At 70.0% G+C, this 19,917-nt stretch carries 13 protein-coding genes and 5 pseudogenes; 6 read left to right on the plus strand and 12 right to left on the minus strand.

Going from position 1 to position 19,917, the window contains the following annotated elements:
* Positions 1-50 precede the first annotated feature (50 nt).
* On the plus strand, positions 51-1,394 hold the full coding sequence (locus G4Q83_RS12705; RefSeq protein WP_128420107.1) for a hemolysin family protein: 1,344 nt from the start codon (positions 51-53) through the stop codon (positions 1,392-1,394).
* Entirely contained in the window at positions 1,378-2,031 is a 654-nt protein-coding gene (locus G4Q83_RS12710) for an exopolysaccharide biosynthesis protein (protein WP_128420106.1), read from the plus strand. The genes G4Q83_RS12705 and G4Q83_RS12710 overlap by 17 nt, the downstream gene beginning before the upstream one ends.
* 590 nt (positions 2,032-2,621) lie before the next feature.
* On the opposite strand, the gene G4Q83_RS12715 is transcribed toward G4Q83_RS12710, so the two are convergent.
* Positions 2,622-3,617 carry an LLM class flavin-dependent oxidoreductase gene (locus G4Q83_RS12715; RefSeq protein ID WP_128420105.1) on the minus strand — a complete coding sequence of 332 codons (996 nt, stop codon included), beginning with the start codon at positions 3,615-3,617 and terminating at the stop codon, positions 2,622-2,624.
* A gap of 202 nt (positions 3,618-3,819) precedes the next feature.
* On the opposite strand from G4Q83_RS12715, the gene G4Q83_RS12720 reads away from it, so the two are divergent.
* Positions 3,820-4,626 (plus strand): SDR family oxidoreductase, encoded by an 807-nt coding sequence (locus G4Q83_RS12720; protein ID WP_128420104.1) that lies wholly within the window; start codon positions 3,820-3,822, stop codon positions 4,624-4,626.
* A 166-nt stretch (positions 4,627-4,792) separates the two neighbouring features.
* Here G4Q83_RS12720 and G4Q83_RS12725 read toward each other — a convergent pair whose 3' ends face one another.
* Together G4Q83_RS12725 and G4Q83_RS12730 are read right to left on the minus strand one after the other, a co-directional pair.
* Entirely contained in the window at positions 4,793-5,560 is a 768-nt protein-coding gene (locus tag G4Q83_RS12725; RefSeq protein ID WP_128420103.1) for a sulfurtransferase, read from the minus strand.
* Between the two features lie 28 nt (positions 5,561-5,588).
* Positions 5,589-5,954, minus strand: coding sequence for a DUF6164 family protein (locus G4Q83_RS12730; RefSeq protein WP_128420102.1), 366 nt, complete (start codon positions 5,952-5,954; stop codon positions 5,589-5,591).
* 65 nt (positions 5,955-6,019) lie between these two features.
* Here G4Q83_RS12730 and G4Q83_RS12735 point away from each other — a divergent pair, with 65 nt between their 5' ends.
* Positions 6,020-6,463: an FKBP-type peptidyl-prolyl cis-trans isomerase gene (locus G4Q83_RS12735; RefSeq protein WP_128420101.1), complete on the plus strand. Its 444-nt coding sequence runs from the start codon at positions 6,020-6,022 to the stop codon at positions 6,461-6,463.
* 13 nt (positions 6,464-6,476) lie between these two features.
* The gene (locus G4Q83_RS12740; RefSeq protein WP_128420100.1) at positions 6,477-7,736 is read left to right on the plus strand and encodes a TIGR03862 family flavoprotein; all 1,260 of its coding nucleotides are present in this window, start codon (positions 6,477-6,479) and stop codon (positions 7,734-7,736) included.
* Positions 7,737-8,309: 573 nt separating this feature from the next.
* Here the strand turns inward: G4Q83_RS12740 and G4Q83_RS12745 are convergent.
* Positions 8,310-8,569 (minus strand): annotated as a pseudogene (locus G4Q83_RS12745) (transposase); the annotation flags it as partial.
* A gap of 79 nt (positions 8,570-8,648) precedes the next feature.
* Between G4Q83_RS12745 and G4Q83_RS23380 the strand changes: the two are divergent.
* Positions 8,649-9,440, plus strand: a pseudogene (locus G4Q83_RS23380) (IS5 family transposase); the annotation flags it as partial.
* On the opposite strand, the pseudogene G4Q83_RS23385 reads toward G4Q83_RS23380, so the two are convergent.
* The 8 genes and pseudogenes from G4Q83_RS23385 to G4Q83_RS12790 form a co-directional block, all read right to left on the minus strand.
* Positions 9,441-9,536: pseudogene (locus tag G4Q83_RS23385) on the minus strand (gamma carbonic anhydrase family protein); the annotation flags it as partial.
* Positions 9,537-9,841: 305 nt separating this feature from the next.
* The gene (gene kdsB, locus G4Q83_RS12760; RefSeq protein ID WP_128419177.1) at positions 9,842-10,663 is read right to left on the minus strand and encodes a 3-deoxy-manno-octulosonate cytidylyltransferase; all 822 of its coding nucleotides are present in this window, start codon (positions 10,661-10,663) and stop codon (positions 9,842-9,844) included.
* A gap of 104 nt (positions 10,664-10,767) precedes the next feature.
* Entirely contained in the window at positions 10,768-11,802 is a 1,035-nt protein-coding gene (gene lpxK, locus G4Q83_RS12765) for a tetraacyldisaccharide 4'-kinase (RefSeq protein WP_128419176.1), read from the minus strand.
* Positions 11,802-13,550, minus strand: a complete 1,749-nt coding sequence (gene msbA / locus G4Q83_RS12770) for a lipid A export permease/ATP-binding protein MsbA (RefSeq protein ID WP_128419175.1) — start codon at positions 13,548-13,550, stop codon at positions 11,802-11,804. Before msbA ends, lpxK begins: the two co-directional genes overlap by 1 nt.
* Entirely contained in the window at positions 13,547-13,969 is a 423-nt protein-coding gene (locus G4Q83_RS12775; protein ID WP_128419174.1) for an ExbD/TolR family protein, read from the minus strand. Before G4Q83_RS12775 ends, msbA begins: the two co-directional genes overlap by 4 nt.
* Positions 13,970-13,973: 4 nt before the next feature.
* Positions 13,974-14,636, minus strand: a complete 663-nt coding sequence (locus G4Q83_RS12780) for a MotA/TolQ/ExbB proton channel family protein (RefSeq protein ID WP_128419182.1) — start codon at positions 14,634-14,636, stop codon at positions 13,974-13,976.
* Positions 14,530-17,016, minus strand: a pseudogene (locus G4Q83_RS12785) (DNA internalization-related competence protein ComEC/Rec2). Before G4Q83_RS12785 ends, G4Q83_RS12780 begins: the two are co-directional and overlap by 107 nt.
* A 649-nt stretch (positions 17,017-17,665) precedes the next feature.
* Positions 17,666-19,801: pseudogene (locus G4Q83_RS12790) on the minus strand (methyl-accepting chemotaxis protein).
* Positions 19,802-19,917: the final 116 nt, after the last annotated feature.

Genomic DNA, 19,917 nt, shown 5'->3' on the forward strand with positions numbered 1-19,917 from the left:
CCGCCACGGCGCCCATGTCCCCGCTTCCCTCGCCGCCAGGGAGCGCGCGCATGCTTGAACTGTTGATCGTTGTGGCCCTGGTGCTGCTGAACGGTTTCTTCGCGATGTCCGAGATGTCGCTGATGACCTCGCGCAAGAGCCGCCTGAAGCAGATGGCGCAAACCAGCACGCGCGCGGCCAAGGCGCTGGCGCTGGCCGAGAATCCGGAACACTTCCTGTCCACGGTGCAGATCGGCATCACCGCGATCGGCATCCTGACCGGCGTGTTCGGCGGCGACGCCATCGGCGAGGCGATCGCCACCAAGCTGCAGGCGCTGTTCCCGACGCTGGCGTCCACCTTCAGTCTGGTCGGGCAGCCGCAGCCGTACGCCGAGCTGATCGGCAAGACCCTGGCGATCGTGCTGATCACCTTCCTGACGCTGATCTTCGGCGAACTGGTGCCCAAGCGCATGGCGCTCGCCCATTCGGAGGTCATCGCCGGCTTCGTCGCGTTGCCGATGGGCTGGCTGGCCCGGATCGCCGCGCCGTTCGTGTGGGTGTTGTCGCACTCGACCCGGCTGGTGTTGCGCCTGCTCGGCCTGGGCAAGGAGGAAGCGGCGTCGGTGACCGAAGAGGAGATCCGCATGCTGGTGGCCGAGAGCCACGAGGCCGGCGTGATCGACAGCCACGAGCGCGACATGATGAACCGGGTCATGCGCCTGGGCGACCGTACCGCCGAGAGCTTGATGACCCCGCGCAACCGCATCGCCTGGCTCGACGCCAACGCCGAGCCCGCGCGCAATTTCCAGGCGATGCGCGAACACGAGTTCTCGCGCTACCCGGTATACCGCGGCAGCGACCAGGACATCGCCGGCGTGCTGGAGGTGAAATCGCTGGTGACGCGCATGGACGGCAACGCCACCCACCTGTTCCAGAGCCTGCGCGACACCCTGTTCGTCTCCGAATCCACCCATGCGATGAAGCTGCTGGAGATCTTCCGCGAGGAGCAGCAGTCGATGGCGCTGGTGGTGGACGAATACGGCGAGATCCAGGGCCTGGTCACGATCAGCGACCTGATGGGCGCGGTGGTCGGCCGCCTGCAGTCGGTGGACAACCCCGACGAGGACGCGCTGGTGGTGACCCGCGCCGACGGTTCGCTGCTGATCGACGGCTCGCTGGCGATCGAGGACCTGCGCGAGCTGCTCGGCGGCGCCGAACTGCCCAACGCCGAGGAAGGCGACTACAACACCCTGGCCGGCCTGTGCATCTATTACTTCGGCCGCATCCCGCACGCCGGCGAGTTCTTCGACTGGGCCGGCTGGCGCATCGAGATCGTCGACCTGGACGGCGCGCGCGTGGACAAGCTGCTGCTGAGCAAGCTGCAGGACGAGAACAGCGATGACATCACCGGGTGAGGCACCCGACGCGCACCGCGGCGACGGCTACAGCGCCGAGGGCATCCGCGCCCTGCTCGACAGCTTCCTCCTCGGCGATCCGGACGAGCAGCTGCGGCTGCGGCTGATCCTGGCCAACCTGCAGCAAAGCGCGTTCGGCGTGTTCCTGTTCGTGGCGATCCTGCCGGCGTTCCTGCCGGTGCCGGGCCTGGCCGGCGGCCTCAGCGGGCCGCTGGTGATCCTGATCGGCGTGCAGATGCTGCTTGGCCTGCGCAAGCCCTGGCTGCCGCGCTTCATCGGCGAACGCGGCCCGCGCCGGCGCACCATGCAACGCTTCGTCGCCCGCATCGTGCCGTGGTTGCGGCGGCTGGACAAGCTGCTCAAGCCGCGCCTGCCCGCGCTGGTGGAGACGCTGCCGGCGCAGGCGTTCAGCGGCCTGCTGCTGGTGGTGCTGGGGATCCTGCTGTCGCTGCCGATCCCGTTCACCAACTATGCGTTCGGCGCGATGCTGCTGTTGTTCTCGCTGGCGCTGCTGGAACGCGATGGCGGCCTGATGCTGGTGTCGTGGCTGGGCGGCATCGCGGTGGCGGTCGGCCTGGGCCTGGCCTCGGACCAGGTGGTCGACCTGGGCCGCGACTGGCTGCGCGCCGTACGCTAACGCGCTTTCGATCCAAGCGATGTCACTTGTGGAGCGATTTCAGTCGCGACGAGCTTTACAGGTAGAGCCATTCGCGACTGATGGCCCCAGGCCACCCGGAGTGGCTCCCACAACACTCCGCTAGCTGCAAATACCCGAGTCGGAAATGCGCTAGCGGCGGCCACCGGCATCGCCGGCGCCGGAACGCGGCGGGCCGTTACCGGTTGGCGCCCGCATCGCACTCGACCGCGAACCCGCCGCTCATGTCGGCCGGGCGTCCCTGCGCGCCACAGCCGCCATACGCGCCATCGCCGCCACAGTAATGAGGGCCGTGAACGCCGCCGCGCGGGCGCTCCAGGGCTTTCGTCAGCTGCCGCAAAGCCGCTTCCAGCCCGCACGCGTGCGGCGCGGACGAATGGTGTCCGTTCATTGCATGTTCCCCGTGTGTGCTTGCGTCGGCCGGGCCGCATGGCCGCATGGCCGCGCCGAAAGCGGGGCGAGCCGCGAGACGATCACATGCGCAGCAAAATCCATGGCATGCGAAATCGTCTCGCATTCGGGATGGGTCTCCCGCATGGGCCGTGGCGGCCGCGCTGCGTGCGCACGCTGCATCAGGCCGCGACGGCCCGCGTCCACGCGTCGGCGGCGATCGCGAATGAATGCAGCCGCGCCGCGTGGTCGTAGATATTGGCGGTCAGCAACAGCTCGTCGGGCCGGTGGCGGGCGACGAACTCGGCCATGCCGCGCGCGACCTCGGCCGGATCGCCGAGCACGGTGCAGGCCAGTGCGCGCTCCAGGCCCGCCTTCTCGTGCGGTTGCCAGAACGCCTCGATGTCGTCGATCGGCGGCGGGATCAGGCCGGGACGGCCGCGGCGCAGGTTGACGAAGCTCTGCTGCTGAGTGGTGAACAGGCGCCGCGCCGCGGCACTGGAGTCGGCGCCGACCACGTTCAGCGCCAGCACCGCGTAGGCGTCGCGCAGGCGCGCCGAAGGGCGGAACTCGCGCCGGTAGACCGCCAGCGCCTCGTCCATCGCGTCCGGGGCAAAGTGCGAGGCGAACGCGAACGGCAACCCCAACGTCGCGGCCAGGCGCGCGCTGAACAGGCTGGAGCCGAGCAGCCACACCGGCAGCTCGATGCCGGCGCCGGGCACCGCGCGCACCGCTTGCCCCGGCTCGGCCGGCTCGAAGTAGCGCAGCAATTCGCCGACGTCGTGCGGGAACTGGTCGGCGCTGTCGAAATAGCGGCGCAACGCCCGCGCCGTGGCCTGGTCGGTGCCGGGCGCGCGGCCCAGGCCCAGGTCGATGCGCCCCGGATACAGCGAGGCCAGCGTACCGAACTGCTCGGCCACCTGCAGCGGCGCGTGGTTGGGCAGCATGATGCCGCCGGCGCCGACTCGGATCCGGCGGGTACCGCCGGCCACATGCCCGATCAGCACCGCGGTGGCGGCGCTGGCGATGCCCGGCATGTTGTGGTGTTCGGCCAGCCAGTAGCGGTGGTAGCCCCAGCGCTCGGCGTGCTGCGCCAGGTCCAGCATATTGGCGAACGCCTGGGCGGCGTCGCTGCCTTCGCAGACCGGGGCGAGATCGAGGATGGAGATCGGCATCATGGGGCGGAATTCCTGCAGGCGATGCGACCGAACTGGGGGCGCTGCGCGGCGATTGCAGCGGCCGGCGCCGGAACGCTGATTTGCAGCCGCGGTGGTGGCCGCACGCCGCGCCGGCATGTCGGCATCCGCCGCTCGGACGGCCACACCGGCTGCACGGCGCCCTGGCTAGGCTGACCATGCCGCCCTGCCCGTGTTCGCCGCCATGCCCCTGATCCCGACACCGACCGCTCCTGCCGCCCTGCCGCTGCGTGATCGCGTGATACTGGTCAGCGGCGGCGCGCAGGGCATCGGCCGCGGCGTGGTGCAGGCGGTGCTCGGCGCCGGCGGCCAGGTCGCGATCGGCGACTTGGACGCCGCCGCCGGACGCGCCTGCCTGGCCGAACTGGACGCCGGCGAGCGCGTGTCGTTCCGGCGTCTGGACGTGGCCGCCGAGGCCGGCGTGCGCCGCTTCGTCGGCGCCGCGCTGGCCCGCTTCGGCCGCATCGACGGCCTGGTCAACAATGCCGGCATCGCCGACGCGCACAGCGGCCCGCTGGAGCGCCTGCCGCTGCGCGAATGGAACCGCCGGCTGGGCGCGAGCCTGGGCGGCGCGTTCCTGTGCAGCAAGCATGCGCTGCCGGCGCTGCGCGACAGCGCCGGCGGCGGCGCGATCGTCAACATCGCCTCGACCCGCGCCCGCCAATCGGAGCCGGACAGCGAAGCCTATGCGGCGGCGAAAGGCGGCCTGCTCGCCTTCACCCATGCGCTGGCGATCAGTGCCGGGCCGGCGGTGCGGGTCAACTGCATCAGTCCCGGCTGGATCGCCACCGACGCCTGGCGCAAGTCGAGCGCGCGGCGCAAGCCGGCGCTGTCGCGGCAGGACCATGCGCAGCATCCGGCCGGGCGCGTCGGCACCCCGCAGGACATCGGCGCACTGGCGGTCTATTTGCTGTCGGCCGACGCCGGCTTCGTCACCGGCCAGGACTTCGTCGTCGATGGCGGGATGACGCGCAAGATGCAGTATGTCTGAGGCGCCGGGATTGGAGATTCGGGATTGGATCGGCGCAGTGTTGCCGCGGCTGCGGATGCGACAAGATGACGCGGGTGGCGGCCGGCACCGGGGCGCCTGGGTTGTTCTTGATGCGCAGAACCGATCGCCGGCTGGAACGCCGCGTCTGCGGCGATCGCCGCTGCGATCAACCGGTTGCACGCAAGGTGGCCGGATCCGCGGGGTCCACCAGCGGCTGCAGTTGCGGATCCAGCGCCACGCGTTGGTCGAACACGAAGCAACGGCCGTCGTAGCCTTCGCCACCCACCTCCTCGAAGTAGCCGAGGATGCCACCGTCCAGCTGCAGCACGTTGTCCATGCCGTTCGCGCGCATCCACAGCGCCGCCTTCTCGCAGCGGATGCCGCCGGTGCAGAAGCTGACCACGGTGGCGTCGGCCAGTGCGGCGCGATGCGGCGCCAGCGCCTCGGGCAGATCGGTGAACTTGACGATCGGCAAGGTCAGCGCGCCGGCAAACGTGCCGTAGGCCACTTCCTGCGCGTTGCGCGTGTCCAGCAGCACCACGCGGCGGCCGCCGTCGTCGTGGCCCTGGCGCAGCCAGCGCCGCAGCGTCGCCGGCGCCACCGCCGGCGCGCGTTCGGCGTCCAGCGGCGAAGCGGCATCGCGGCGGAAACCGATGATCTCCGGCTTGACCTTGGTCTTCAGCCGCGCGAACGGCTGCTGCGTGCTGGCGCTGGTCTTGACCCGCAGCCCGGCGAAGCGCGGGTCGGCGCGCAGCTGCGCGTAGAAATCGTCGATCGCCGCCGGCGCGCCGGCCAGGAACAGGTTGATGCCCTCGCCCGCGACCAGGAGGGTGCCGCGCAGGGCGCCGGCCTGCGCCCGCGCCTGCAACCGCGCGGCGAGCGCGTCGGGATCGGCGATGGCGACGAAGTGGTAGGCGGCGGTATTGGCGATCATCCGCGCAGTTTAGCGTGCGCCGCGCCGCTCAGCCGCGCAGCAGGAAGAACGGCAGCAGCACCAGCGAAGCGACCAGCAGCATGCCCAGCAGCGTCGCCAGCACGAACAGCGGGCGCCGCCGCAGCAGCGTGGCGAAGGTCTCGGCGCTGCCATCGCGCAACGCCGCGGCACGCTCGGCGCGGGCGCGCTCGCCGCGTTGCGCCTGGTAGCCGGCCAGCAGCGCCTTGGCCCGCGCCTGCTCGGCGTCCTCGCGCAGCCACACGCCGCCGGCGGAGATGCCGAAGGTGCCGGGACGGGTCTCGTAGTAGTCGATGCGTGCGCCATCGAGCAGCGAGCGCACCTCGGCGAGTTCGTCGTCGGGGACGTTGCGCAGGTTGAGCAGCAGTTTGGCCATGCGCCGATGATAGCCGCTGCGGCGATGCGCTACCCTTGCACGCCCTGTTCGCCATGGATGCCCGCATGCGCCGTGCCCTGCTGCTGTTGAGCCTGTCGTTGCCGGTCTGGCTGTTGGGCGGCTGCACGCCGCCCGGTCCGCCGCCCGGCGGCAGCATCGCCGCGTTCCAGGTGATCGACGAGCGCGTCGGCAGCGGCGCCGAGGCACGCCCCGGCAGCCAGGTGACCGTGCACTACACCGGTTGGCTGTACGACGAGAAGGCCAAGGACCGGCGCGGCGAGAAGTTCGACGCCTCGGCCGACCATGGCCAGCCCTTCAGCTTCGCCCTCGGCGGCGGCCAGGTGATCCGCGGCTGGGACGAAGGCGTGGCCGGCATGCGCGTGGGCGGCAAGCGCAGGTTGATGATCCCGGCCGAGTACGGCTACGGCGCCAGCGGCGCGGGCGGGGTGATTCCGCCCGGCGCCTCGCTGGTGTTCGAGGTCGAACTGCTCGACGTCACGCCGCGTTGAGCCGTCGCCGCCGATGCCCGCCAGCACGCTCGCCGCCGCCGTGCGCGGCCGCATCGCCATCGTCGGCGGCGGTCCGGCCGGGCTGATGGCCGCCGAGACCGCGCGCGCGGCCGGCGCCGAGGTCGACGTGTACGAGGGCAAGGGCTCGGTCGGGCGCAAGTTCCTGATCGCCGGCAAGGGCGGGCTCAACCTGACCCACTCCGATCCGTTCGCGCTGTTCGTGTCGCGCTACCGCGAGCGCGCCGCGCAGGTCGGCGACTGGCTGGCCGACTTCGACGCCGATGCGCTGCGCGCCTGGGCGCAGGTACTGGGCGTGGGCACCTACGTCGGCAGTTCCGGCCGCGTGTTCCCGCTGGACCGCAAGGCCGCGCCACTGCTGCGCGGCTGGGTGCGGCGGCTGAAGGAGGCCGGGGTGCGCTTCCACGTGCAGCAGCGCTGGCAAGGCTGGGACAGCGACGGCGCGCTGCGCTTGGAAAGCGCCGACGGCGAACGCCCGGTGCATGCCGATGCCTGCGTGCTGGCGCTGGGCGGCGGCAGCTGGCCGCAGCTCGGTGCCGACGGCGCCTGGCAGGACACGCTGCGCGCGCGCGGCGTCGACGTCGCGCCGCTGCAGCCGGCCAACTGCGGCTTCGATATCGACTGGAGCGCGCATTTCCGCGAACGCCATGCCGGCGCGCCGCTGAAACCGGTGGTCGCGCACTGGCACGATGCGCATGGCCACGCACGGTCCCTGCAGGGCGAATGCGTGGTCGGCGAACACGGCATCGAAGGCAGCCTGGTCTATGCGCTGTCGGCGGACCTGCGCGAGGCCATTGCCGCACACGGCCCGAGCACGCTGTGGCTGGATCTGGCGCCGGGCCGCGAGCTGGCACGGCTGCACGCCGAGCTGGGCAAGCCACGCGGCGGGCGCAGCTTCGGCGAACACCTGCGGCGCCAGGCCGGCATCGACGGGGCCAAGGCGGCGCTGCTGTTCGAGGTAATGGGCAAGCAGGCCGGGCAGGATCCGGCAGCCGCGGCGGCCATGCTGAAACGGCTGCCGCTGACCCTGCTGCGCCCGCGTCCGCTGGCCGAGGCGATCAGCAGCGCCGGCGGCGTGCGGCTGGAGGCGCTGGACCCGGCATTGATGCTGCACGCCCTGCCCGGCACCTTCTGCGCCGGCGAAATGCTCGACTGGGAAGCGCCCACCGGCGGCTACCTGCTGAGCGCCTGTTTCGCCAGCGGCCTGCGCGCCGGGCGCGGCGCGGTGGCCTGGCTGCAGCGCGGCGCCGGCTGAGCGGCGGCGCCGCCGCGCGCGTGGTCTCGCGCTCGACGCTGACCTCGCGCATCACGCAGACCGCGCCGAGCGACTGCCCGGCGGCATGGCCCAGGCTGCCGTAGAGGTGGCCGCCACGGCCAGGCAGGGGCATGCCGGCATAGGAGCGGATATGCGGCGGCCCCTGCACCAGCGGATTGCCGGCAAAGCGCGGATGCAACGCATCGGCCCCCTCCGACAACTGCGGCGACAGCTAGAGCATTTCCGACTCGGGTATTTGCAGCCAGCGGAGTGTTGTGGGAGCGACTCCGGGTGGCATCGCTTGGATCGAAAGTGCTCTAGCGCCAAGGAACTGGTCCAGCGCCTCGAACGCCAGGCCGCCCACGACCCCCTTCACAAGCGGCCCTTCATCTGGACGGCTACCGCTCGATCCATCCTCGACAAGGTCGAACGACTCTGTAAAGTCATTTCAGGGACGGAACAGGTAACAATCCCCCGGCAAAGCCGAGGGCATTCGTAATGTGAGCCGCTCAAAGCGGCTGGCGGGGGCGCTAACGCGCCTCCCTTGAATGGCGCCACCTGAAGGTGACTGGCTTATCGCAGCAACTGCAACTGATCGAGCCGGTCATCCTCCTTCTCCTGATTGCGCACGTCCTCCCGGACCTCCGCTTCATCCCGACCTACCGTCGATACAAAGTAGCCTCTGGCCCAGAAGTGCCGACCCACGACGTTCCGTTTACGCTCGGCATACCCCCCTGCCAGATGGATCGCGCGCTTGCCCTTGATGTAGCCCACCACCGGCGACACCGCCAGCTTCGCCGAATCCGCAACATCCTGTGCACGCGATCGGGCATCCTGGCTGTGACTTAGAACTTATCCGAATTGTTAAACTTCTGATCCGAGCCGCAGAGAACGCGGCGGCGGATCGGGACCATGGCTAAGCGCGTCGAATCGTGGGTCGTGGCCGATGACGTCTGGGAACGGGTTGAGCCGCTGATGCCGCTGCGCTTGGCGGCGCACCGGGTATCTGGTCGCAAGCCAGGAGCGGGCCGACCACCGAAGCCGGCGCGGCAGGTGTTGGAGGCCGTCGTCCATGGGCTGCGCACCGGCGGCCAGTGGAAGGCGCTGCCCAAGGAGCGCTTGGCTAGCGCAAGTGCCATCCACCAACGCTTCCTGGAGTGGGCGGCGGCGGGCTTCTTCGACGCGTTGTGGAAAGGGCTGGCCGAGTACGACCAGATGGCGGGCATTGCCTGGCGCTGGCAGGGCGTCGACGGCGCGATGATGAAGGCGCCATTGGCTCAAGAAACCGTCGGCCCGAATCGGATGGATCGGGGGAAAAACGGGCAGCAAGCGACAGCTGCGGGTGGCCGGGCGTGGCGTCGGGTTGTCGCTCGTGGTGAGCGGGGCCAACGTTCATGACGGCAAGGCGCTTGATGGCGTCCTCGGCGCCATCGCCGTCAGGCGCAAGGATCGGCCGCATCGGCCAAACAAGCATCCGTGCGCCGACGCGGGCGACCGCGGCGTGCCGCATCTGCGCACCATCGAGCGCCACGGCGACATTCCCCATGTCCTCGATCGCCGCAAAGCGGCCGATGACAAGCGGGGTGACCCGAAGAAAAAGGCCCGACGGCGGGGGGCGAGGTCTGCCATGGCGGGTTCAACCGCTCCGGCAAGCTGCTCGTTCGGTACGAGAAGCTCGAGCGCAGCGTCGTCGCTCTCAACCATCAGGACCACGTCGCCGATGACGGTGCAGGCCGGGTCCACGTAGACGCGTGCGCCCAGCTGCGGCGTCTTGTCAAGGAACGGGCGGATCGGGTTCACGGCAGTCTCCGGCGATCGGGCCGGGCATGCGCCAGATCGCCGCGCGCGCCGATGATAGCGCCTGCCCATCAAGGACCCGCACGACCCGGACCAACGGCTCCCCCGCTTTTCCGGGTCCCCGGTCCCCGGTCCCGAGTCCCGCTCGCCGCGGCCATTATCGCGCTCCGCAAGGGACCGGTCCGGGTCGATACAATTTACGGATAAGTTATTGGACTCTAATGCCTGTCCATTTCCGATTCTCCGATCGTGTGCTTGGCGGCTCACAACCGCCGTCTCCGCGATGGACTCCTGTAAACGGCAAACGGCTACTGCCACCCCGGCAAGGCCGGGGGAACTCCCTTGGGGGTGAGGGCCCGCAAACGCGCCTCGGCGCGGGCCAGGTCCTCCGGCGTGTCCACCCCGGGCGGGAACGGCGCCGGCGACAGCGCCACCGCAATGCGGAACCCCGCTTCCAGCACCCGCAGTTGCTCCAGCCACTCGACCTGCTCCAGCGGCCCCGGCGGCATCGCCGCGAAGCGGCGCAAGAAGCCTGCGCGATAGGCATAGATGCCGATGTGGCGCAGCCACGGACCCGGCGGCAGCTGCTCGCGCGAGGCGGCGAACGCGTCGCGATGCCACGGGATCGGCGCGCGGCTGAAGTACAGCGCGTCGCCGTGCGCGCTGCGCACCAGCTTGACCACGTTCGGGTCGAACAGGCTCTCGGCCGATTCGACCGGCGTCCCCAGCGTCGCCATCTCCGCTCCGCTGCCAGCCAGCGCCTGCGCCACCGCGACGATCCCGGCGACCGGCGCGAACGGCTCGTCGCCCTGCAGGTTGACCACCAGGGTGGCGTCGTCCCAGCCGGCGATGTCGGCGCATTCGGCCAGGCGATCGGTGCCGGACGCGTGCGCCGCCGAGGTCAGCGCCACGTGCACCCCGTCCAGGTCGGCCACCGCCGCGGCGATGCGCGGATCGTCCGCGGCCACCCAGACCTGCCGCGCACCGGCGGCGAGCGCACGGCGCGCCACGTGGCGGACCAGCGGCTCGCCGCCGAGCGCGCGCAGCGGCTTGCCGGGCAGGCGCGAGGCCGCATAGCGCGCCGGGATGGCGACCACGAACGGCGGCGCGGCGGCAGGCGCGGCGCTCATGCGCGGCGCCCGCCTGCCACGGCGGCCGGACGCCGGAATTCACGAAATCCAAACATGAAGCGATCTTCCTGTTGTCCGTCGAGCATAAGCGAAACGCGTCGCCGCTATTGGAGCGCGTCGCCGCTGCGCCCGCGCAGCTTGTCCAGCCGGTCGAGCAGGCCGATCCAGAACGCGGCCGGCAACTCGGCCACCAACGGCACGCTGAAGCACCAGTGGTTGACCAGCGCCGCGCACTTGACCGCGTCCTTCTCGGTCATCAGCACCGGCAACTCGCTGCCGAACGACAGGTCGGCGGCACGGTAGCGGTGATGGTCGGGAAACGCATGCGGCACCACACCGATGCCGTGGGCGCGCAGCATGTCGAAGAAGCGCTGCGGATGGGCGATGCCGGCGACGGCGTGCACGCGCTGCCCGGCGAAACTGCGCAAGGCGCGTGCGCGCCCGCCCTGCAGCGGCTGCGCGCTGTCGATGCGCAGGCGCATCGCCCACTCGCCGAAGCCGACCTCGACCTCGCCGGCGTCGCTGGCCCGGCCCAGGTTGATGACCCGGAAATCGCATTCGCGGCCGCGTGCGACCGGCTCGCGCAGCGGCCCGGCCGGCAACAGGCGTCCGTTGCCGTAGCGCCGGTGGCCGTCGACCACTTCGATCTCGACGTCGCGCTGCAGCCGGTAGTGCTGCAGGCCGTCGTCGCAGACCACGATGTCGCACCCGGCCTGCAGCAGCGCGCGCGCGGCGGCGACACGGTCGCGATCCACCCGCACCGGCGCGCCGGTCTTGTGTGCGATCAGCACCGGCTCGTCGCCGCCCAGTTTCGGCGTGGTGCCGGGCTCGATCCAGCGCGCGACCTGGTCCTGGCTGCGGCCGTAGCCGCGGGCGGCGACGCCGGGCGTCCAGCCGGCATCCTGCAGACGGCGCACCAGGGCGATGGTCAACGGTGTCTTGCCGGTGCCGCCGGCGGTGAGGTTGCCCACCACCACCACCGGCACCGAGATGCTGTAGCGCTTGCGCCAGCCGCGCCGGTACAACGCGCGGCGCAGGCCGATCGCCGCCGCATACAGCGGGGTCAGCAGCCGTGCGTACAGCGGCGGCGTGCCCTGGCGGTACCAGTAGCCAGGCGTGGTTGGCACGCGACCGCTCATCAGGTCTGCCTTTCGCGGAACTGCATGCTGTGCAGGTGGGCGTACAGGCCGCCCTGGGCGAGCAGCGCGTGGTGGGTGCCGCGCTCGACGATGCGGCCTTGGTCCATCACCAGCACCTGGTCGGCATGTTCGATGGTGGACAGCCGGTGTGCGATGACCAGGGTGGTGCGCGCGGGCATCAACCGGTGCAGCGCGTCCTGCACCAGCCGCTCCGATTCGTTGTCCAGCGCCGCGGTGGCTTCGTCGAGGATCAGGATCGGCGCATCGCGCAGGATCGCGCGGGCGATCGCCAGGCGCTGGCGCTGGCCGCCGGACAGCAGCGCGCCGTTCTCGCCGACCGGGGTGCACAGCTGCAGCGGCAGCCGCTCGATGAACTCCCAGGCATTGGCCGCCTCGGCCGCGGCGCGGATGTGCGCGACGCGGGCCTCGGTGCCGTAGGCGATGTTGGCGGCGATGGTGTCGTCGAACAGCATCACTCGCTGCCCGACCAGCGCGATCTGCCGGCGCAGGTCGTGCAGGCGGTAGTCGTGCAGCGGCACCCCGTCCAGGGTGATGCCGCCGCCGCTGGGCTCGTAGAAGCGCGGTACCAGCCGCACCAGGCTGGTCTTGCCGCTGCCGGACCGGCCGACGATGGCGGTGACCGTTCCCGGCTTGGCGCTGAAGCTGATGTCGTCCAGCGCCAGGCCGCTGTCCTGACGATAGCGCAGCATCACCTTGTCGAACACCAGTTCGCCGCGGACGCGCTGCACCGATACGCTGCCGGTGTCGTGCTCCTGCGGCGTGTCCAGGATCGAGAACAGACGCTCGGCGGCGGCGACGCCGCGCGAGATCGAGGTCTGCACGCTGGTCAGCCGGCGCAGCGACGGGATGATCGCCATCATCGAGGTCATCAGCGCCATGAACTGGCCGGCGTTGAGGCGCCCGGCCAGCGCCTCGCGGGTGGCGACCCAGACGATCGCCGCCAGCGCCACCGCGGCCAGGAACTGGACCAGGCTGGAGGCCAGCGCGCGGGTGGTCTCGACCTTCATGTTCAGGCCCAGCATGCGGTTGGCCAGGGCCGCGTAGTGGCTGATCTCCAGGGACTGGGTGCCGTGCACCTTCACTTCCTGCTGCGCCCCCAGCGACTGCTCGGCGCGCTGCGCCATCGAGCCCATGCCGTCCTGGATGCCGCGGCTGATCTTGCGGTAGCGCTTGCCGACGTAGGACACGATGACCCCGATCAGCGGCGCCACCAGCAGCAGCGCCAGGGTCACCTTGACGCTCATCTGCAGCATCACCACCAGCATGCCGACGATGGTCAGGGTATCGGCCACCAGCGTCTTCAACGCGTCGGAGGCGGCCTGGGTGACCTGCTCGGTGTCGAAGTTCAGGCGGCTGACCATCACCGGCGTGGCCTCGACGTCGAAGTGCGACGACGGCAGGTGCAGGTATTTGGCCAGCACCTGCCCGCGCAGGTCGCGCACCACGCTGCGGCCGGTACGCGCCATGCAGTAGTCGCCGACGAAGGTGGCGCAGCTGCGCATCACGAACAGGCCCAGGATCGCCAGCGGCAGCAGCACCGCCATGCGCGGCTCGGGATTGACGAAGCCGCGGTTGACCAGCGGATCCATCAGCCGGGTGAAGAAATAGCCGGCGACGGCCTCGACCACCATCGCCACCACCGCAGCGCTCAGCATCGCCCAGTAGGCATGGGTATATCCGAGCAGCCGACGGTAGATCGGCCAGACCGGTGCCGACTTGGCGCTCACTGCTTGACTTCCGGCGCGGTGGCGATGGCGATGCGGCGGAAGCCAAGCTGACCCAGCGCGTCCTGCGCGGTGACCACGGCCTGGTAGGGCGTGCGCGCGTCGGCGCGCAGCAGCACCGGCTGCTCGCGGTCGTCGCCGGCGACCTGGGCGATGCTGCGCTTGACCGACTCCACGTCGGTGCGCAGCACTTCCTGGTCGTTGACGAAGTAGTGGCCATCGGCATTGACCAGCACGCTGAGCGCGCGCGGCGGCGCCGGGTTGTGCTGGTCGCTGGCGTTGGGCAATTGCAGTTGCAGCGTGGAACGGGCGTCGAAGGTGGTGGTCACGACAAAGAAGACGATCAGCACCAGGATGACGTCGATCAAGGGCACCAGGTCGATATGCGGCTCGTCCTGGACGCGGTCGTCGCGGATCCGCACCGGCTCAGCCCTTGGCCGCGACGGCGGCGCCCGCGCGCAGCGCCGGGCGTGCCGCGGCCGGCGCACTCTGGCCGTCTAGGGCGTCGCTCAGGGCGGTGGCCTCCTGCTCCATCTCGATGACGTAGCCGGCGATGCGGCTCTTGAAATAGCGGTGGAAGACCAGCGCCGGGACCGCGATGATCATGCCGGTGGCGGTGCACACCAGCGCCTTGCCGATGCCGCCGGCGAGCTGGTTCACGTCGCCGACGCCGTGCTCGAGGATACCCAGGAACATCTGGATCATGCCGACCACGGTGCCGAGCAGGCCGAGCAGCGGCCCAGCCGAGGCGACCGTGCCCAGTGCGTTCAGGAACCGTTCCATGCGGTGCACGACATGGCGGCCAGTGTCCTCGATGCGTTCGCGGACGATCTCGCGCGGCCGGTTGCGCACGTCCAGCCCGGCGGCGAGCAGTGCGCCCAGCGGCGAATTGCGCCGCAGCGACTCGATGTGGGTCGGGTCCAGCTTGCCGCGGGCGGCCCAGTCGCGCACTTCTTGGCCCAGCCCCGGCGGCAGCACCTCGCTACGGCGCAGGCTCCAGAACCGCTCCAGGACGATCGCCAGCGCGACCACGCCCAACAGCAGCAGTGGCGCCATCGGCCAGCCACCGGCCTTGACCAGTTCCCACACGTCGCAACCCTCCGGCACGCTCGGCCGCTCGTTCACTGGCCGATAGGATAGCAGCCGCCCGCGCCCGCTCCGCGGCATCCCACAGCCGCGCCCGCCACGGCCGCCGCTCGCGCAACTGCAAGCCGGCGCGTCCCAGCCATATCCGCAGCGCGCCGCTCTGCGCGGTGGTCGCGACCTCCGCCCCGGATGCTTGCCAGCGCGCCACCACCGCCGGCCGCGGATGGCCGAAGCGGTTGCCGTGGCCGGCCGAGATCAGCGCCAGCCGCGCGCCGGTGGCGGCAACGAAGTCCGGCTGCGAGGACGTGGCGCTGCCGTGATGCGGTACCAGCACCACGTCGGCGCGCAGGTCCTGCGGCGCCTGCCGCAGCAGGCGGCGCTCGACGGCTTGGCCGATATCGCCGCTCAGCAACATGGCGCCGTGGGCGCTTTCCACCCGAAGCACGCAACTGGACTCGTTGCGGCGATAGCGGAAGCCGGGCGTGGGATGCAGGTAGCGGAAACGTACCCCGTCCCACTCCCAGGCGGTTCTGGCCACGCACGGCCGGTCCACCCGCAGCGGCGCACCGTCCGGCGCTTCGGCCAGGCCGACCGGCAGCGCCGCGCGGACCGCTTCGAAGCCGCCGGCATGGTCGTAGTCGCCATGGCTGATCACCGTGCGGTCCAGCCGCGCCACGCCCAGCGCGTGCAGCGCCGGCACCACCACACGCTCGCCGGCGTCATAGCCATCCGCCACCGCCGGGCCGGCGTCGTACAGCAGTTGGTGCCGTGCGGTACGCACCAGCATCGACAACCCCTGCCCCACGTCCATCATCACCAGTTCCACCTCGCCCACGGCCGGCCGCTCCAGCGGCGGCCAGAACAGCGGCAACCACAGCAGGGCCGCCAGCGGCTTGCCCGGCACCGCGCGCGGCAGCAGCAGCCAGAACGCACCCAGCAGCGCCAGCGGCAGCGCCCAGTCGCGCGCCTCCGGCAACCACCACAGCGCGAAGCGGCTCTCGCCGAGCGTCGCGAACAGCGGCCAGGACAGGTCGAAGCAGGCCGCCGCCATGCGCCATGCCTAGCTCCCGGCACCGGCGTGCAGCGCCTCCAGAGCGGTGCCCAGCAGCGCCAGCGGCACCACCACCAGGCTCCACCATGGGATCGCCAGCAGGTTGGCGAACGGACCGGCCGCCGAGGCCTGCCCGAACAGCATCGTGCTCAGCGGTAGCAGGCCCAGCGTGGCCACGCCCTGCGCCGACAGGAACTCGCGCAGCTTGCCGCGCCAACCGGTGCCGGCGACCGGCATGCACCAGGCCAGCCAGGCCACGCCGAGGAAACTCAACCAGAACCCGGCCGACAGCACCGCCAGCGGATCGAAGGCCAGCATCACGATCGCCGCCAGCGCCAGCGCGTCGACCACCCGCACCGGCCGCCGCCACAGCCGCGCGGCCACCACCACCGCGATCATCAGCAAAGTGCGCACGGTTGGCAACGCCATCCCCGACAGCACGGTGTAGCCGCCGGCGCCGAGCAGCGCCAGCAAGGCCGCCGCCTGGTGCCGCGGCCAGTGCCGGCCCAGGCGCGGCCACAGCCGCCACAGGCCGCCGCCGAGCAGCGCGAACGCGCCGGCGACCAGGCCGACGTGGAAACCGGAAATGGCGATCAGGTGGGTCAGCCCGGCCGCGCGCAGGATGCGCCAGTCGCGCTCGTCCAGCATGCGCGTATCGCCGAGCGCCAGCGCCTGCACGTAGCGCGCCGATGTGCCCGGCACCGCCGCCGCGATCCGTGCCGACAGGCGTTCGCGCCAGGCGTCGATGCCACGCCCCGGCGCCAGCTCGACGGCCTGCTGCGGCGCGGCCACATAGCCGTTGCCGCTGATCCGCTGCGCCAGCGCATACGCCTCGGCATCGAAGCCGCCAGGATTGCTGAGCCCGCGCGGCGCGCGCAGGCGCACGTTCAGGCGCCAGCGCGCGCCGGCATGCACGGCGCTGCGCGGACCCGGTGCCTGCGCGCCGAACTCGTCGTACCAGGCCAGTTGCAGCAAGCGCCCGCGCAACGGCGCCGGCTGCGCGGCATCGGCGTCCACCCGGAACAGGAAGCGGGTGTGCCGTACCTCGGCCTGCGGCAATTCCACCACCTGCCCGCTCAGCGTCGCCACGCGCTTCTCCCAGTCGGCGGGCAGTTGCCGCGCCAGCACCAGACCGGCGGTCAGCCCCAACCATCCGCAGCCGATGGCAAACCCGCTCAGCCAGCGCCAGCGCGGCATGCCGGCGAACACTGCGATGCCGCCGAGCAACAGCGCCAGCGCCAGCGGCCACGGCGCCAACCGCGGCAGCCACAGCGCCGCCAGCACGCCGGCGGCCAGGCTGGCGGCGACGGCGATGCCGAACGGCGCGGCCATGGTCGCTTGCCCCGGTGGCGGCACGGCGGCAGCGGCGAGCGCAGAATCGGAGAACCGCTGCATGTGATCGCCACTCCTTGGCATGGACAGGACGCCGGTGCGTGATGGGCGCCGACTGCGGCAAGGCGGATCTCTAGAGCATTTTCGATGCTGGTATTTGCATCCAGCGCAGTGTTGTGGGAGCACTTGGATCGAAAATGCTCTAAGGACCGGCTTGCGGACAGATTCGCCTCTCCGTTCGGCGTCCGTTATCGGGCAAGCCCTGCGCGGCGAGTAGGAATTCGCCCCGGCGACCCCGCGCAGCACCACGAGGCGCGCAGCCGTGCGCTCGTCCACGGCCGTTACCCGAACAGGACAGGGACCCACGAACACGGTCGGCGACACGGCGCCTGGCGCCTGACGGCCGCGCACCATCCGAGGCGGCCGGCGCCGCTATGATGGATTCCGGTCCATCGACCGCCCCCGCCCCTGGAAATGGAAGGACATCATCCAGGCGCCGGAGTGGCGCGAGCCGGTTGCCGGGCCTCCGCGCAACCGCGTCTTCCCGGGTCCGCGCTATCCGCCTGCCGCCTCACATGCTCAATGCAGGCCCGGCCGCCTCTTCGGCTTGGGCTTTGTGCGCAGCCTGCGGTCCATGTCCATGCGTGTGCTACGCCGCGCGGAGGGATGGCATCGCGGCATCGGTTCCGGCGCGATCGAGCTTGAACACGTACACCGCGGCGGTCAGCTGGTTGGCCTGCTCCTCCATGGAGCGCGCGGCGGCGGTGGCTTCCTCGACCAACGCCGCGTTCTGCTGGGTCATTTCATCCATGTGCGTGACCGTCAGGTTGACCTGTTCGATGTCGGTGGATTGTTCTTGCGAGGCAGCCGAGATATCACTCATGATGCCGGTCACCCGCTGCACGCTGGCCATGATCTCACTCATGGTCTTGCCAGCCTGGCCCGCCAGCGTGGAACCCTCGGCTACGCGCTCGACCGACGCGTCGATCAGGCCCTTGATTTCTTTGGCCGCGTTCGATGCACGCTGAGCGAGCGTCCGCACCTCGGAGGCGACCACCGCGAACCCCCGGCCCTGCTCGCCTGCGCGCGCCGCTTCGACGGCGGCGTTGAGCGCCAGGATGTTGGTCTGGAAGGCGATGCCATCGATGACCGAGATGATTTCGGCGATCTTGTGCGAAGACGTCTCGATACCGGCCATGGTGTCCACGACCCTGCCGACGATCTTTTCTCCCTCGGAGGCGATGGAAGCGGCACCGAGGGACAGTTGGTTCGCCTGACGGGCATGTTCGGCGTTCTGTCTGACGGTGGAGGTCAACTCCTCCATCGAAGCAGCGGTTTCCTCCAGATTCGCCGCCTGCTGCTCGGTACGCTGGGAAAGGTCCTCGTTGCCCGAGGCGATCTCCCCGGCAGCGGTGTTGATCGCCGCCACCGACTCCTGGATCCTGCCGACGATCGCGGCCAATTGCTTGGTGGTCAGATTCGCATTGTCGCGCATCTGCGCGAATACGCCGTGGAAATCGCCGCGCATGCGCGCGGTGAGATCTCCAGACGCGATCGCCTGCAGCAGCGAGGAAAGCGACTGCAGGTTGCCATCGGCGGTTTGCATCAGGTGATTGAGGCTATCGACCATGACATGGAAATCATATTGAAAACGATCGGCGTCGCCTCGCGCCGAGAAGTCGCCATTGGCGGCCGACTGGGCCAAGTGCTTGATCTCATGGTTCATGGCCGAGAGATTGGCTTTGACCTCGCCCATGGTGCGCGTCAACACCGTTTTCTCGCCCGGCTGGTCGGCCATGGTTTCACTCAGGTCGCCGATGGCATAGCGGCTCATGATCGGCGCCAGATCCTGCTGGAGCGCCAGATGGGACGCGACCAGGGCGTTGCTGTCGCGCGCCATCGGCCCATAGTCGCCCGGGAATGCATTGGCATCGATGCGATGGTTGATCTGCCCCCGTTCATGACGATCGGCCATGTCGGACTGCGCGGCCAGCAGGCCGCGCAATTGACTCTGCATGACCTGCATTGCATTCAGCAGGCGCCCGGTCTCGTCCTTCGCATCGGTGCGCACGTCATTGTCGAGGTCCCCGCGCGCGATCGCTTCGGCGGTCCGGATGGCGCGGGCAAGCGGCCTGCTCAGACTGAGGGTGATGAGCCAAGCGAGCACAGCACTGGCGATGACCAAAAGCACGCCACCAGTGATGAGGAAGGCCCTGCCTCGATTCATTGCCGCAACCGCCTCCGCATAAGCGACCTGGACCTGCTGGTCTTGGCGTTTGACGTAGTCGCGGATGAACTTCTGCCAGGTCAGCATCGCCGGACGCGACGTCCCGTTGAAAAATGCCTCGGCTTCATCGTTCCTGTTCTAGTCGACAAGACTGATGACCTTATCGTTCAGACGCTGGACACCAGCCAGTTCGGCGTCCATGCTCGCGAGAATCTTCCATCCCTGTGCGGTGCTTGGCAGCCGATCCAGTCTGGCGCGCCGCTCGGCATACAAGCGCTGCTGCTGGACAATCACCGCCAATGATGACTGCCTGACCGCGCTGGAAGGCGCCATGATGTAGGCGCCGAACGCAATCAGGATTGTCGAGTTGGCGTCGAGCATACTGTTGCCGGCCTGGATTTTCGCCGTGCGGTCGAGCACGATGTAGTCCATTTTTTTCCTGGAATCGGACAGGATGAGGAACCCCGCCGCCACCAAAAACCCTGAAATCAGTATCAGGATGCTGAATGCGCCGCCCAAACGTCGACTCACGTTATAGCGCTGCATGATGCTGAGCATATGTCACCTAGACGTTTGGAATTTCGGGGAGGTGGCCGGCATAGCAATGGTGCGACTTCCGATATACTTGGCGGCTGGAAAAGAGCGGACTCGAGGTGCAGGACGCTGATCGTTGA

The organism is Xanthomonas theicola, from assembly GCF_014236795.1.
GTDB lineage: Bacteria > Pseudomonadota > Gammaproteobacteria > Xanthomonadales > Xanthomonadaceae > Xanthomonas_A > Xanthomonas_A theicola.